The organism is Pontibacter toksunensis, assembly GCF_042686245.1.
Taxonomy (GTDB): Bacteria; Bacteroidota; Bacteroidia; order Cytophagales; family Hymenobacteraceae; genus Pontibacter; species Pontibacter toksunensis.
In genome coordinates this window covers 291531-306562 of record NZ_JBHUOX010000006.1, presented here as the reverse complement: position 1 = coordinate 306562, position 15032 = coordinate 291531, and the positions used below count along the sequence as shown (strand labels likewise).

14 protein-coding genes are annotated in these 15032 nt (G+C 48.6%); 11 read left to right on the top strand and 3 right to left on the bottom strand.

Going from position 1 to position 15032, the window contains the following annotated elements:
* The first annotated feature begins 79 nt into the window (after positions 1-79).
* The 6 genes from lpxD to ACFS7Z_RS10820 all read left to right on the top strand — a co-directional run bounded on the left by lpxD (position 80) and on the right by ACFS7Z_RS10820 (position 6104).
* Complete coding sequence (lpxD, locus tag ACFS7Z_RS10845; protein ID WP_377484311.1) at positions 80-1108, top strand: UDP-3-O-(3-hydroxymyristoyl)glucosamine N-acyltransferase; 1029 nt, start codon at positions 80-82, stop codon at positions 1106-1108.
* Positions 1109-1271: 163 nt separating this feature from the next.
* Positions 1272-2666 (top strand): bifunctional UDP-3-O-[3-hydroxymyristoyl] N-acetylglucosamine deacetylase/3-hydroxyacyl-ACP dehydratase, encoded by a 1395-nt coding sequence (locus tag ACFS7Z_RS10840; protein WP_377484309.1) that lies wholly within the window; start codon positions 1272-1274, stop codon positions 2664-2666.
* Entirely contained in the window at positions 2663-3454 is a 792-nt protein-coding gene (gene lpxA, locus ACFS7Z_RS10835) for an acyl-ACP--UDP-N-acetylglucosamine O-acyltransferase (protein WP_377484307.1), read from the top strand. Before ACFS7Z_RS10840 ends, lpxA begins: the two co-directional genes overlap by 4 nt.
* The gene (locus tag ACFS7Z_RS10830; RefSeq protein WP_377484305.1) at positions 3444-4076 is read left to right on the top strand and encodes an ABC transporter ATP-binding protein; all 633 of its coding nucleotides are present in this window, start codon (positions 3444-3446) and stop codon (positions 4074-4076) included. The genes lpxA and ACFS7Z_RS10830 overlap by 11 nt, the downstream gene beginning before the upstream one ends.
* A gap of 227 nt (positions 4077-4303) precedes the next feature.
* Positions 4304-5011, top strand: a complete 708-nt coding sequence (locus ACFS7Z_RS10825; RefSeq protein WP_377484302.1) for a YebC/PmpR family DNA-binding transcriptional regulator — start codon at positions 4304-4306, stop codon at positions 5009-5011.
* 124 nt (positions 5012-5135) lie between these two features.
* Positions 5136-6104 carry a calcium/sodium antiporter gene (locus ACFS7Z_RS10820; RefSeq protein WP_377484300.1) on the top strand — a complete coding sequence of 323 codons (969 nt, stop codon included), beginning with the start codon at positions 5136-5138 and terminating at the stop codon, positions 6102-6104.
* A gap of 141 nt (positions 6105-6245) precedes the next feature.
* Here the strand turns inward: ACFS7Z_RS10820 and ACFS7Z_RS10815 are convergent, their stop codons facing one another.
* Together ACFS7Z_RS10815 and ACFS7Z_RS10810 are read right to left on the bottom strand one after the other, a co-directional pair.
* Complete coding sequence (locus tag ACFS7Z_RS10815; RefSeq protein ID WP_377484299.1) at positions 6246-7526, bottom strand: erythromycin esterase family protein; 1281 nt, start codon at positions 7524-7526, stop codon at positions 6246-6248.
* A gap of 143 nt (positions 7527-7669) precedes the next feature.
* Entirely contained in the window at positions 7670-8404 is a 735-nt protein-coding gene (locus tag ACFS7Z_RS10810) for a DUF4197 domain-containing protein (protein WP_377484297.1), read from the bottom strand.
* A 197-nt stretch (positions 8405-8601) separates the two neighbouring features.
* Between ACFS7Z_RS10810 and ACFS7Z_RS10805 the strand changes: the two genes are divergently transcribed.
* From ACFS7Z_RS10805 to ACFS7Z_RS10795, 3 genes are all read left to right on the top strand, one after another.
* Positions 8602-9861 carry a competence/damage-inducible protein A gene (locus tag ACFS7Z_RS10805; RefSeq protein WP_377484295.1) on the top strand — a complete coding sequence of 420 codons (1260 nt, stop codon included), beginning with the start codon at positions 8602-8604 and terminating at the stop codon, positions 9859-9861.
* Positions 9862-10018: 157 nt separating this feature from the next.
* The gene (locus ACFS7Z_RS10800) at positions 10019-11395 is read left to right on the top strand and encodes a dihydrolipoamide acetyltransferase family protein (RefSeq protein ID WP_377484293.1); all 1377 of its coding nucleotides are present in this window, start codon (positions 10019-10021) and stop codon (positions 11393-11395) included.
* A 180-nt stretch (positions 11396-11575) separates the two neighbouring features.
* Positions 11576-12091, top strand: coding sequence for a hypothetical protein (locus ACFS7Z_RS10795; protein ID WP_377484291.1), 516 nt, complete (start codon positions 11576-11578; stop codon positions 12089-12091).
* Positions 12092-12461: 370 nt separating this feature from the next.
* Here the strand turns inward: ACFS7Z_RS10795 and ACFS7Z_RS10790 are convergent, their stop codons facing one another.
* Entirely contained in the window at positions 12462-13193 is a 732-nt protein-coding gene (locus ACFS7Z_RS10790; RefSeq protein ID WP_377484289.1) for an ROK family protein, read from the bottom strand.
* Between the two features lie 269 nt (positions 13194-13462).
* On the opposite strand from ACFS7Z_RS10790, the gene ACFS7Z_RS10785 reads away from it, so the two are divergent.
* Positions 13463-14077, top strand: coding sequence for a hypothetical protein (locus ACFS7Z_RS10785; RefSeq protein ID WP_377484287.1), 615 nt, complete (start codon positions 13463-13465; stop codon positions 14075-14077).
* A 40-nt stretch (positions 14078-14117) separates the two neighbouring features.
* Positions 14118-15011: an FkbM family methyltransferase gene (locus ACFS7Z_RS10780; protein ID WP_377484285.1), complete on the top strand. Its 894-nt coding sequence runs from the start codon at positions 14118-14120 to the stop codon at positions 15009-15011.
* The last annotated feature ends 21 nt before the right edge of the window (positions 15012-15032 follow it).

Sequence of the window (15032 nt, the reverse complement as noted above, 5' to 3'; positions counted from 1 at the left end):
TGAAGGCCGGAGTGTTTTTTTGTTAAGTTTGCACACCCTAAGCATTAGCCTTTTTAAGTTTTTGCTCTAATTTTACAAAATGGAATTTACTGTTCAACAGATAGCTGACCTGCTGCAGGGCACGGTAGAAGGAGATAAGTCAGCGAAAGTCAACACATTAGCTAAAATAGAAGAGGCCAATACGGGCGCTCTTGCTTTTTTAGCAAACTCCAAATACGAGCCATTCCTATATTCCACAAACGCGAGCGCTGTCATTGTATCAGATAAGCTGGAAGTAAAAAGATCTGTTTCTGCCACCCTCATACGCGTTGCTGATCCTTATTCAAGCTTCTCCTCTTTGTTGCAGTATTACCAGTCTGCCCTGATTGCCTCTAAAACCGGCGTAGAAGAACCTTCCTTTCTGGGGAAAGACAGCCAGATAGGCGACAATCACTACCGTGGTGCCTTCTCTTACATTGGCAGCAACTGCAAAATCGGGAACAACGTGCGCATCTTCCCGCAAGCCTACATTGGTGATAATGTGCATATAGGCGACAATACCACCGTGTTTGCAGGTGCTAAGCTGTACGCAAATACCATTGTAGGGAGCAACTGTACCATTCATTCTGGAGCCGTTGTTGGCAGCGATGGTTTTGGCTTCGCTCCCCAGCCTGATGGGTCTTATAAAGCTATACCTCAGATAGGGAATGTAGTGCTCGAAGATGATATTTCAGTCGGAGCCAACACGAGTATAGATTGCGCCACCATGGGTTCTACATTTATCCGCAAGGGCACCAAAATAGATAACCTCGTGCAGATTGCCCACAACGTAGATGTTGGCTCCCACACTGTTATAGCGTCACAGACCGGCATTTCAGGCTCTGTAAAAATAGGAAATTACTGTGTTGTTGCGGGCCAGGTAGGTATAGTTGGGCACATTAGTATAGCTGACAAAACTACCGTCGGGGCACAGTCTGGTGTATCCAAGTCTGTGAAGGAGACAGGAACTATTATACAAGGCTCTCCTGCTTTTGATTACAAGCAGAACCTGCGTGCCATGGCCGTGTTCCGTAAATTACCAGAGTTGCAACGGGATTTGGAGCTTCTGAAAGAGAAAGCTGCTAATTAGCCGGGTCAACCTAAAGGCTACTACTTTCAGAATAAAAAGTGGTAATAGCTTATATAAAATCTTAAGTTTGCAACGGCAACGGATGTAAACAGTCCTGCCCTGCTATTTATCAGGAGCAGCAACGGGCTACAGCTTAAGCACCTAACACGACTAAGATACGTGAATGAACGATAAACAGCATACTATTAACGCACCGGTAACTGTATCGGGCATTGGGCTGCATACAGGCGTAGTTTCTAACATGACCTTCAAGCCTGCTCCTATTAACCATGGCTATAAGTTCCAGCGCATCGACCTGCCCGACCAACCGGTGGTGGATGCCGATGCTGACAATGTGGTAGACCTCTCCAGGGGTACTACCATTGAGCAGAACGGTGCACGCGTAAACACTGTAGAGCACACACTTGCCGCGCTCGTTGGCCTTCAGATAGATAACGTACTGATAGAACTCGACGGACCGGAACCTCCCATCATGGATGGTTCTTCTATAGAGTTCGTAAAGGCACTGCGTAGCGTTGGGCTTCAGGAGCAGAATGCACTTCGTAACTATTTCGAGATACCATCGGGCATCACTTACAAAGACGAGAGCAGGGGCGTTGAGATAGTAGCGCTGCCACTGGATGACTACCGTCTGACAGCTATGGTGGACTATAACTCACCTGTTTTAGGCAGCCAGCACGCATCCATCACCAACCTTTCCCAGTTTGAGGGAGAGATTGCACCGTGCCGCACCTTTGTTTTCCTGCATGAACTGGAAGCGCTGTACAAGCAGAATTTAATTAAAGGCGGCGACCTGGACAATGCCATTGTGATTGTGGATCGCGTTGTAAAGGATGAAGAGCTGTCTTATCTGTCGGAACTGCTGAAAAAGCCGAAGGTGCAGGTAAAAGAAGAAGGCGTGCTGAACAACACCGACCTCCGCTTCAAGAACGAGCCTGCCCGCCACAAACTACTCGACCTGATGGGTGACCTTGCCCTGATAGGGCGGCCAATTAAAGGGCAGATTCTGGCGGCCCGTCCGGGCCACGCCGCCAACGTTGCCTTCGCAAAAAAAGTAAAGAAAATGATACGGGAGGCGGCCATTAAAAACGTGCCGACTTACGACCCGAAGAAAAAGCCGGTGATGGACATCAACCAGATTGCGGCAACCCTTCCACACCGGTACCCTTTCCTGCTGATCGATAAAATCATACACTTAGACGAGACAACTGTTACGGGAGTGAAGAATATCACCATGAACGAGCCCTTCTTTCAGGGGCACTTCCCCGGAAACCCGGTCTTGCCTGGCATTATACAGATAGAAGCCATGGCCCAGACGGGTGGTATTCTCGTTCTGAGTACAGTAGATAACCCTGAGGATTACTGGACCTACTTCCTTGGCGTAGATAGGTGCCGCTTTAAGCGCAAGGTAATCCCGGGTGATACTATCATCTTTAAATGTGAACTGCTGGCGCCTATAAAGCGCGGTGTTGCCAAGATGTCTGGCCAGGCTTTCGTAGCCGGACAACTGGTAATGGAAGCCGAAATGTCGGCAAGCATAGTAAAAAAAGACGCATGAACCAGCCATTAGCATACATACATCCAGAGGCTAAAATCGCGCAGAACGTAGTAGTCGAGCCTTTTTCAACCATCTACAAAAACGTTGAAATCGGCGAAGGGACCTGGATAGGCCCTAACGTGACCATTATGGAGGGAGCCCGCATCGGCAAGAACTGTAAGATATTTCCGGGTGCTGTTATTTCCTCTGTTCCCCAGGATTTGAAGTTTGCCGGTGAAGACACCACCGCTGTTATCGGTGACAACACCGTTATCCGGGAATGTGTAACCGTTAGCCGCGGCACTATCGACAAGATGAGAACCGTAGTAGGCAGCAACTGCCTGGTTATGTCTTACGCCCATATTGCCCACGACTGCATTATAGGTAACAACTGTATTCTGGTGAATGCCGTGCAGTTAGGCGGCCACGTGGAAATGGGGGACTACGCCATCATCGGTGGCTCCAGTGCAGCACACCAGTTCGTGAAGATCGGGCCACACGCCATGGTTTCGGGTGGTTCTCTGGTACGTAAAGATGTACCTCCTTACGTGAAAGCAGCGCGGGAGCCGCTGACGTACGCTGGTATTAACTCCATCGGCTTGCGCCGCAGGGGCTTTACGAGCGAGCAAATCAATGACATCCAGCATGTGTACCGGCTCCTGTTTATGAGTGGCATGAACTATACAGAGGCGCTGGACAAAATTGAATTAGAGCTGGCTCCAAGTAACGAGCGCGATGAGATACTGAACTTTGTGCGCAACTCCGGCCGCGGTATCATCAAGAGCTACTTTGCCAAAGATGCAAATTAACCTAAGCAAATTAGGTAAACGATATAATTACGAGTGGATTTTCCGGAACCTGACTTACAGCTTCGAGTCAGGGAACTCTTATGCCATATTGGGGCGTAACGGGTCCGGGAAGTCTACTCTTCTTACTACTGTTGCCGGGTACAACCTGCACAGCGAGGGCGAAATAACCTATACCATAGGCAATAAAACACTTCAGCCCGACCAGGCCTACCGGCAGTTGTCGCTTACAGCGCCTTACCTAGAGTTGGTGGAAGAGTTCACGCTGCTGGAGATGCTTCAGTTCCACACCCGCTTTAAGCCCCTGCGCCGCCACCTCTCCCACCTCGAGCTCATAGACCGAATGGAACTGCAGAGAGCCAGGAACAAGTATGTGAAGGATTTTTCGTCTGGAATGAAACAGCGCCTGAAACTGGGCCTGGCTATCTACTCTGATTCGGCACTGCTGCTGCTGGACGAACCCACCACCAACCTCGACCAGGAAGGTGTGGCCTGGTATCAGGAGCATGTGGCCCAGAACCAGGAGGGCCGCCTCATCATCGTGGCTTCTAACATCCAGCACGAGTACAGCTTCTGTCAGCACCACCTGCTCATTTCAGACTATCACACTTCTACCAGGAAGTAGTTGTTGTTCCTTGCTTGATATTCGTTGTTCGGTGTCGCCTCTGTCCTATATCTTTAATCGTATTGCCACATCTTCCCTGCATCCAGTCTAAGAGAAGAATGCTAAACAAACAGTTGTCCTGCTTAGCCTCTTTATCACGAACAACCAAAAACGAATAACGCACAACGAAATTACTACCTTTTTACGCGTAAGCTGCCTAACTTTGTAGTATACACTTAACTCATACTATGGGAAGAGCATTTGAATTCCGAAAAGCCCGAAAGTTTAAACGATGGGATAAAATGTCGAAGGCCTTCACGCGCCTCGGCAAAGAGATAGTAATGGCTGTGAAAGAAAGCGGCCCTAGCCCTGAAACCAACTCACGCCTGCGTACTGCCATCCAGAACGCCAAAGGCGTGAACATGCCCAAAGACCGCATTGAGGCAGCTATAAAGCGGGCTTCCTCTAAAGAAGAGAAAGATTATGAAGAAGTAGTATACGAGGGGTACGCCCCCCACGGAATTGCCGTGGTTGTGGAGTGTGCCACTGATAACCTGAACCGCACTGTGGCTAACGTGCGCATGCACTTTTCAAAAGGAGGCGGCACTTTAGGTAAAACCGGTTCCCTTGATTTCCTGTTCGAGCGCAAAGGCATCTTTAAAATCTCAGCTGAAGGCGTTAACCTGGAAGACCTGGAGCTGGAGCTGATAGATTTTGGTGCCGAGGAAATTTACGAGCATGAGGGGGAAATTATTATAGAAACTGCTTTCACTGAGTTTGGCAACATGCAGAAGGGGCTGGAGGAAAAAGGACTGGAAGTTATCAGCGCCGATGTGCAGCGTATCCCGACTACCAGAACCGAGTTAACTGAAGAGCAGGAAGAAGAGGTAATGAACCTGATTGAGCGCTTCGAAGAAGACGACGACATACAGGCGGTTTACCACAACATGCAATAACAATAAGTACATCAGCATAAATGGCTGCCCAAAGCTTCAGAGGCTATGGGCAGCCCTGTTTTTTTACCCTTGCCTGAACACTTCCAGGCAAGGGTAAAAAGATACACAAACATGACTCCCCGATATGATTTTATACGTCCTGTTCATAGTTGGTTTCTTCCTACTCATCAAAGGTGCTGATGTGCTCGTGACTGGCTCCTCCTCCATCGCCAAAAGGTTCGGACTTTCTGATATGGTAGTGGGATTGACAATTGTCTCCTTTGGCACCTCGCTTCCAGAGCTTATCATCAACATCCTTTCCAGTGTACAGGGGCAGTCGGAATTAGCCATCGGAAATGTGTTTGGCAGCAACGTAGCAAACCTGCTGCTGATTCTGGGTATTACAGCCATCATTTGCCCTTTACCAATTAGGCGCAACACCATTCTCACGGAAATACCCTTTTCTCTCATCGCTACACTTCTGGTTGGCTTTCTTGCCAATGCCACGCTGCTGGACAACCGCTCGGATCTATATATCAGCCGGCTGGACGGGGGCATTCTGCTGTTCTTCTTCGTGCTGTTTATGGTCTACATCTATAGTATCTCCAAGACAAACAAAGACGAGGTGGTCGTAATTGCAGAGCCCGATGCTCCGCCCATGTCTATCAGGAAATCGGTGCTGCTCATACTTTTGGGGGTAGTGGGTTTGTTCTTGGGAGGGAAATGGGTGGTGGACGGTGCAGTACACATTGCCCAGTCTTTTGGGCTGAGTGAGTCATTCATCGGGCTTACAGTAGTAGCCATCGGCACCTCATTACCTGAGCTCGTTACTTCTGCCATGGCCGCTTTCCGCCGCAACATCGACATAGCAGTGGGCAATGTGGTGGGTTCTAACATCTTTAACCTTCTGTGGATATTAGGCATCAGCGCCCTTATTACACCACTCCCTTTTGATGTGGTCAGTAACTCTGACATTGTCATGATGATTTTTGCCAGCACGCTGCTTATCGTTTCCTTACCGATTGGCAGGAGAAATGCCATCGACCGCTGGAACGGTGTCTTTTTCCTGGTGATCTACGTTTCCTACATTGCCTTCCTGGTGATGAGAGGGTAATTTTTATTACGGGTTATGAGTTCCTGATTAAGAGTTATGGCTTTGAGAGAAGCCGATTACAGCACCCTGTCCTACTCCTGCCCTTGGAAGCATCATTTATGAAGTCCCACTTTAAATTGGTAATTGAGCGGCTACGCCGCTCTAATAGTTCCAGGGGTACAGGTCGGGTTCTTTGGCACCGCCCGACTTCATGCGGAGCGGGTGCACGGCTTCTGTTTCTTCGAAATAAATAAAAGCATCGTAGCGTTCTGGTATAACGGTGGGCACGTAGTTGCCAAACGCCTCGTACTTCGGGTCATACACTACGCCTATGGCTCTGTGGCCGATCCGCTTCTGGAGCTCCGGCACGTTTCGCAAATCCCTGGACAGGATAATCTTATCATCGGTGCTCATGCGGTGGAGCATGTCCTCCCAGCTGCCTTCTACCGCCGGCGGCACATCCATTTTCTGCATAGGTGCGCCCCAGGCCCTGCCAGCAATCACCGTACCCTCGTAAGTTCCGAAACCAACAAGCTTCACCTGTTCACGGCCGTATCGCTCACGCGCCAGCTGCCCGATGTTGTACATGCCATCGTCAGCCATATCCGTGTAGCTGGCGTCTCCGATGTGCGTGTTATGCTCCCACACAATGGCCTTCGACTCCGGCCCATGGAATTCCAGCAAGCGGCCCAGGGTCTCCATCATATGGCTGTCGCGCACGTTCCAGGAGCTCCCTCCTCCCCGCATCATGGCCCTGTAATACTTCTCCGCATTTACCGCCACCAGTGCATTCTGCTTTGTATTGAACTCGCTTTCCGGATCCTCTGAATAAATCCTTCGCGTCTGCACCCGCTGCAGCATCTCAATTACTTCCTTCTCACAATCTGTGGGCACAAAAGCAGTAGCCCGGGCATATTCCTGTGGGTCGCGGTTAAAAGGCTCAAAGCAGTTAATGGCACTGCGTGCAGCCTCGGCGGCCTGTCCGTCGGTACGTTCCAGGTAATTTATAATCTGGTCCAGCGACTCCCACAGGCTGTACACATCAAGTCCGTAGAAGCCGGCTTTCTCCCTGCCACTTTTCAAATGGTTATGCTCCCGCAGCCACTCTACCAAAGCCGCTACTTCCCAGTTGGCCCACATCCAGGTTGGCCAGCGCCTGTATACCTGCAGCACATCTGCAATCTTGCTGCCCGCATTAGGGTAATCTTTTACGAGGCGGTTCACGGCATAACATTCCGGCCAGTCGCCTTCCACAGCTATAAAGCTGAACCCCTTTTCCTGAATCAGCCTTCTTGATATGGCTGTGCGCCACGTGTAGTACTCTGATGTGCCGTGGGAGGCTTCCCCTAGCATCACAACCCGTGCATCCCCTATCTCCTGCAGCAATACATCTAAGTCCTTCTCTTTTGTGAGTTTGGTATAGTTAAATAGTCTGTTTTCCATTTTGTATCGGCTTTAAAGAGCGGAGTCTATCTCTGGCGGTTTGCTGTATTGTACTTTTATTGAGGAGTTTATGTTCCACAAAAAAAGCACCCGCCCTACCAGGTTGTAGAGCGGGTGCTGCAGCAGGTTAAAATAAAATTAGCCTATGATTGATTTTCTTTCGCGAACACCCTGCGCAGCAGTTCCGTGGTTCGTGCAATCGGGTTTTCGCGTATCTCTGCCTCTTCCTGTGCAACCATCAAAAACAATCCATCTATAGCTTTTTTAGTGGCGTAGTCATCCAGATCCGGGTTCACCTTTTGCGTTAGCGGAATCTTGTTGTACTGGTTCACAATGTCTGTGTAGTACCTGGTGGCATTCGTCTTCTCCAGCGAGGCCACCATGATAGGATTAAAGGTGTTATACAGTTGCTGTGAGGTAGTGCGCTTCAGGTATTGAGTGGCTGCATCCTTATCGCCCCGCAGAATAGCCCAGGCATCCGCAATGGTCAGCTGCCTGATAGCGTTCACGAATATAGGAACCGCGCTCTTGGCAGCATCTTCGGCACCACGGTTCAGCTGAAGAATAAATTTATCTACTTCGCCGCCTAAACCTACCTGCCGCAACGTATTCTCTACGCGCTGCACATCCTCCGGAAAAGGGATGCGGATAAGGGGATTCCTGTAGTAGCCGTCTGTTTGCGACGCCTGGTCAGAACCTTTCTTTATTCCTACCTCCAGCGCCTGTTTCAGGCCGGAGGCTACTTCATTTTGGGTAACCGGGGCACCCGCTGTGCCAGCTGCTATAACACCATCCATGGTGCGTTGTACATCTGCCACTGTGCAGGCAGAGGCGCCCAGGGAGAGGGCGACAATAGAAGTGTAGAGTAGTTTTTTCATATCATTAATTTTAGTATTTAGGTGCCGGATACCGGATTTCAAACATTTACAGCACCAACATAAACATGGTGCCGGACTCTTTGTTATTGATGCGCCTCAACATCAAGTTAACATGCTAAAGCGCATTCTGCACAAATCTACTGTCTAATATCTAGTATCTAACACCTTACCAATCACAAATCAGACCAAAAATATATATGAAAGCAGTTATTGCTGAAATCATCACCATAGGAGACGAAATTCTGTTCGGCCAGATAGTGGACACCAACTCCGCCTGGATGGGCACAGAGCTAACAAAGATAGGCATACGGGTGAAGCAGATTACCTCCATTTCCGACAGCGCCGACCATATTGTACAGGCACTGGAAGATGCCAAAACAAGAGCAGACGTTATCCTGATAACGGGCGGCCTCGGCCCTACTAAAGACGACCTGACGAAGCACGTGCTCGCAACATACTTCCACACTACCCTGAAACTCCACGAACCATCACTGGCAGACATTAAAGCCATATTTGACAGGCGCGGCATTGCGGTAACAGAGCTGAACCGGCAGCAGGCGTTTCTGCCGGAGGCTTGTAAAGCCGTCCGGAATGTGCTGGGCACTGCGCCGGGGATGTGGTTTGAGCAGGAGGGCAAAGTATTTGTGTCGATGCCGGGGGTGCCGTTTGAGATGAAGCGCATGATGACGGACACTGTGCTCCCCCACCTGAAAGCCTACTTTAGAACACCTGAAATTATCCATAAAGTAGTGCAGACGGTGGGTATACCGGAGTCCATTCTGGCAGAAAGGCTAGAGGAGTGGGAAACAAACCTGCCGGAGCACCTGAAACTGGCCTACCTCCCGAACCTTAGCGGAGTTCGCCTGCGCCTGACAGGTACGGGCAGTGATGCCGCAAAGCTTGAGCAGGAGTTGCAAACTGAAGTGGAGAAGCTGCCGCACCTAATTCCAAACCATATCTTTGCATTTGGTGAAGTAAAGTTAGAAGAAGCCATCGGTCAGCTTTTAAAAGAGCGGGGGCTGACAATTGCCACTGCCGAAAGCTGTACAGGCGGCTACCTGGCGCACAAAATCACGAGCATCAGTGGCAGCTCGGCTTACTACCAGGGCAGCGTTATTGCTTACCACAACGAGGTAAAAATAAAAGAGCTGAACGTGAAGCCGGAAACCCTTCTGCAGCACGGCGCCGTAAGTGAAGCCACTGTAAGGGAAATGGCCGAAAACGTGCGGCAGAAGTTCGGGACTGATATCGGGGTGGCCACCAGTGGCATTGCCGGCCCGGACGGTGGAACAGCAGAAAAACCGGTGGGCACCATCTGGATTGCCTACGCTGACAAAGATAAAACCGTGGTAAGACTGTTAAACTATAACAAAGACAGGCTCCTCAACATAGAGTATACCGCCACAGCCCTATTGAACCTGGTGCGCCAAAGTTTGACGGGTGCCGTTGAGGAATAGGCTAAATTTCCTAACTTTGTTCAGGTTTTGAAGGAAAGCTCATGCAAATAAAAGTGAAGACTCACTTTTAAAACTATAAAAGCCTTTGTTGCTGCCTTTTATCCTTCAGCCCTTAATAACAGATAACAAACAACGAATAACGACTCAAACGACACATATGGCACTTGTAGAAATGGTGATGCCCAAGATGGGTGAGAGTATCATGGAAGGTACCGTTCTGAAATGGCTTAAAAACGTGGGTGACACCATAGAGCAGGATGAATCGGTGCTGGAAGTAGCTACAGATAAAGTGGATACAGAGGTACCTGCCTTAGAGGGTGGAGTGCTGAAAGAGATTCTGGTACAGGAAGGAGATGTAGTAGCCGTTGGCGCTCCTATTGCCATTATCTCTACGAACGGGGAGGACACTGGCTCTTCTGCCGCTCCTGCTGCCACCGAAGCACCTGCCGCTACCTCTGAAGAGACTGCTCCACAGCAAGCCGTTGCTGCTTCTGCCCAATCAGATGGTGCCGTAGCAAAATTAGACCAGCCTGCATCCGGCCGTTTTTATTCCCCGCTAGTGCTCAACATAGTCCGTGAGGAAGGCATTTCTATGCAGGAACTGGAGTATATTCCGGGTACAGGCAAAGAAGGCCGCGTATCTAAGAAAGACATCATGGCCTATGTGGAAAACCGTTCTGACGCACCACAGCAAGCCTCTGCACAGACAACCACTACGGCTGCTCCTCAGGCACAGGCTCCTGCGGCTCAGTTAGCAGCACCTACCGCTCCTTTACAGCCTCAGGCTCAGCCTGCTGCTGTAAAGCCTGCTGCTTCTTATAGCGGAAACGTGGAGATAATAGAGATGGACCGCATGCGCAAGATGATTGCCGACCGCATGGTGGAAAGCAAGCATACTTCACCGCACGTAACCTCTTTTGTGGAGGCCGATGTCACCAACATCGTGAACTGGCGCAACAAGTGGAAAAACGAGTATAAGAAGCGTGAAGGCGAAAACTTGACATACACGCCAATTTTTATTGATGCTATTGCAAAGGCAATAAAAGATTTCCCGATGATCAATGTTTCTGTGGACGGCAATACGATCATCCGCCACAAAGACATCAACATCGGCATGGCGGTGGCTTTACCAAGCGGTAACCTGATTGTGCCAAACATCAAGAATGCTGACCAGCTGAACCTGAACGGCCTGACCAAAAAGGTGAATGATCTGGCAAACCGTGGCCGCATCAATAAGCTGACGCCGGACGACCTGTCTGGCGGTACTTATACGGTATCTAATGTTGGCTCTTTTGGCAACGTAATGGGTACGCCCATCATCATGCAGCCGCAGGTAGCTATTATGGCCGTAGGTGCTATCACAAAGAAACCCGCCGTGATTGAGACACCGCAGGGTGATTTAATTGGTATACGCCACTTCATGTTTTTGTCTCACTCCTACGACCACCGCGTAGTAGACGGCTCACTGGGAGGCATGTTTGTACGCCGCGTTGCCGATTACCTGGAGAACTTCGATGTGGACCAGGCGATTTAGGCTGGACAACAGATATATTGACTAAAGCACTTATAATTCAGGCTCAATCGCCTGCCTCTTAGCGGAGGCAGGCGATTGTATTTTCAGGCAAAAGCAAATTTCAGCACCACTACACCTTACAGTTGGCACATTTGCCTATCTTCACATTTCCATCTGTTGAACAGCATTATACATCAAGTTATGAAAGCTATACTTCCCTGGATACTGATGGCCGTTTTCCTGTTTCTGGCCATCCACTTTTACTGGCAGAAGAATGAGGCAGAAAGCCGCCTGGCTATTGCCGACAGACAGGTAGGAGAAATTGATTCAGAGTTGCCGCAACAGGCTGAGGCTGCTGACTCACTGAATGATATGATGCTCCCCCCTGACACTATGAAACTGGTGCCCCCTGGCGGTGCTGCTTTTGTAGATGAACTGGGTAGTTTAAGTGAATCGGACATTCAGCGGCTGAAGGGAAAAGGCCTGCAAAACCCGGAGACTGACCTCATGAACGACCTGAACCGCAAGCAAAGCAGACTGATTCCTGCCGAAGGATCATTGGGTGGCACCATGGCCATCCGCGACAGCCGCATTCTGAACGATCGCTATGCCCTCGCCTACTACGAAGACGGCCATACCGGCGGCTACATGCTTCTGAAGTACACGGTTAATAACGGCAACATTAACTGGACTGTGATAGACAACTCCAAACTCTAAAATCAGATTATTTTTGAAGCACTGGCCTGATCGAGCATCTTTTGCTTATTACAAATTACTTTCTTTTATATCCTTCAAAGGCTCAGCACCCGTTAAGTTTAACGGGTGCACAAAACCACATCCCATTGTCCGAGTGTTCATCGAGTGGGGTAAAAGCAAGGCCCAGCCCGCGAGGCAAAAAACCATTTAGAAGCTGTTAGGTAAACATTACAAGTGCCTTGTCTATGATGCTGTGTCCTGATTAAAGAGTCATCAGAGACATGGTATGGCGCGTAATCTGCAGGCGGGTTGAAGAAAACAGATTGCTAACACTCCTACTGCACAAATATGTTGCTGGTATTAAGCGTTAGCACCTCCTGCAGTTGAGAACCTAATGGCTCACTACCACAAACTCATCCTTCCACAACATTGCTCCGCCCTTGATACCATCTATGTTAGAAACAACCGTGATGTTGTCATCGAGTTTAAAAGTGAGTTCATCGGCATTACCGCCGCTGATGTAAAGATGGTCATAGTTGAAAACTGTTTTTAGTATCTGCAGCACATGCTGCATCCGGGTATTCCACTTTTCCAACCCTATCTTTTTCATCGCTTTGTCACCTATATACTGGTCATAGTCTTTGCTCTTGGTTATAGGGTGATGAGCTAATTCCAAATGTGGCAGCAGGTAGCCGTTATGTAACAGCGCGGTACCAAAGCCGGTGCCCAGGGTAATCACAACTTCAAACCCCTTTCCCCGCACAACTCCTAGGCCCTGCAGGTCGGCATCGTTCACCACCCTTACAGGCTTGTCAAGTACTTCAACCAGGCTCTGTCGCAGGTCAAATAAATGCCACAGGTCTGTCCCCAGGTTAGGGGCAGTCATCACCACACCTTCTCTGACGTATCCTGGAAACCCAACCGATACCCTATCAAAATCAGCTAAATTCTTTACAAGGTATTTAATAGCTTCTAGCACATTTTCCGGTGATGCCGGGGAAGGGGTGTTTGTCTTTATATAATTGGTCTGGAGTTCCCCTGCCTGGTTGAGAACAGTTGCTTTTACGCGTGAGCCTCCTATATCTATTGCTAAAATGCTCAATTCGCCCATTAATTCTTTCATAGGTTTACTTACGGGAAGAGGGAGGGAAAAGGATATAACAAGGCAGTTGCCCTGCGCTTTCAGGCGCTGCAACTGCAGATGATGACTATAGCTTAAGGCTTGATCTTTAGCTCAACTAAATCCTGGGTGGGCTGTAAAATTGGTTGCTCCTATTACTTTGCCTGCCCAGAACAGGCTGGAAAAACTGCGCCTGCGGCCATACCGGAAGCCACTGCTGCTAAAACAACAATAGGCACAACATTTGAGTAGTAGGAAGCAAACCTCATGCTATGCCAACACCATTGTCCCTCCTGCTACCGCTACTTTATACCTTTGCAGTTGCCCTGGCACCGGGTTTGCACCTACAGCAAGACCTTGAACGAGACCTTGCCCGGCTAACAAAGGACAGCCGCTACTTTATCAGTGACAACAGCACGCTATCTCCATCTGTAGAAACGGTGGCCGCTGACCTGCAGCTTTTTCAGCTTGCTGCCAGCCTTGATCTGGCAAAAGCCAGCCACAGCAGCTATACCATAGGCAATCATCAGGTGGATGTCTGGCAGTTTACAGAGGGTGATATAAAAAGTGTGTATCAAATAGAAAGTGCCGTTCATTTAGACACAGTTGTAACGCAGCGTTACTTAGACAACCGCACCCCCACCAAAAAGCGCATCACCAACGATTTCTCCTTTAGGAGCTATGCCATTTCAACAGCCACAGAGCCGCTTAAGCTATATTACCTGACCGAGGCAAGCCAAGGCCTGCTGTCTTACCACCTCGGCAAGAAGCAGGTAGAAATAACATACGCCGCCACCAAAGAAGGACTGGCAGATATACTGCCTAGGTATCGAGAGGAGATAAAGCAAATTTTGACTACTTCCCTTAAATCTGCAGAGATAAAGTAATCATTCTCCGTAAGTTTGCAGGCTGAAAACCCATTTAATAATGCCCCTGAAAAATAAGGTAAAAAAACTGTACTTAAAGCTCCCATTTAAGAAAAAGTTGTTCCAGTATATAAGAGATCATATCGGAACACCAGGCGCCTCTATTTACCAACATCTTTACTTTCAAGGATACTTCGAGGTAAAGCTAAACGCAGATTCACAGTTTAGACTAATGCATTACGGGTATCTGGTGGAAAATGAGATATTTTGGAAAGGCATATACGGAGGCTGGGAAAAAGAATCGCTCAAAATCTGGGAGACACTTTCCAAAAATGCAAGCGTGATAGTTGATATTGGTGCGAATACAGGTATATATTCACTTATTGCAAAAAGTATAAATCCTGAGGCGTCTGTTTATGCATTTGAGCCAATCAGCAGAGTATATGATAAACTAGTGGAGAACATTAAACTCAACAACTATGATATAGTGCCTTACAGAGTGGCAGTATCTAACTATAAAGGCAAGGCTACTATCTATGATGTCCCGCATGAACATCAGTACAGTGCAACACTGAATCTCAGAACTCATACAGCTCTTACCAATACAGTAGCTGTAGAAGTAGAAACTGTCACACTTTCTGATTTTGTTGAATCAAACAATATATCCGCTGTGGACCTGATGAAAATAGACGTTGAGCGGCATGAAACAGAAGTTCTGCAGGGCTTTTTACCGCACCTCTATCAGCTAAAACCTACTATATTGATTGAAGTTATAGATGACACTATCGCGGATTATATCAACCGGATTTTCAGCGGCACGGACTACCTGTTCTTCTGTATAAATGAAAAATCAGGCATTACACAGGAAAAGCAAACTAATTATAAAGGCAGTGCTGATGCCATGAACTATCTACTTTGCACAAAAACAACAGCAAAATTGCTAAAGCTCATATAGAAAACAGTAAGGGCCACTTTA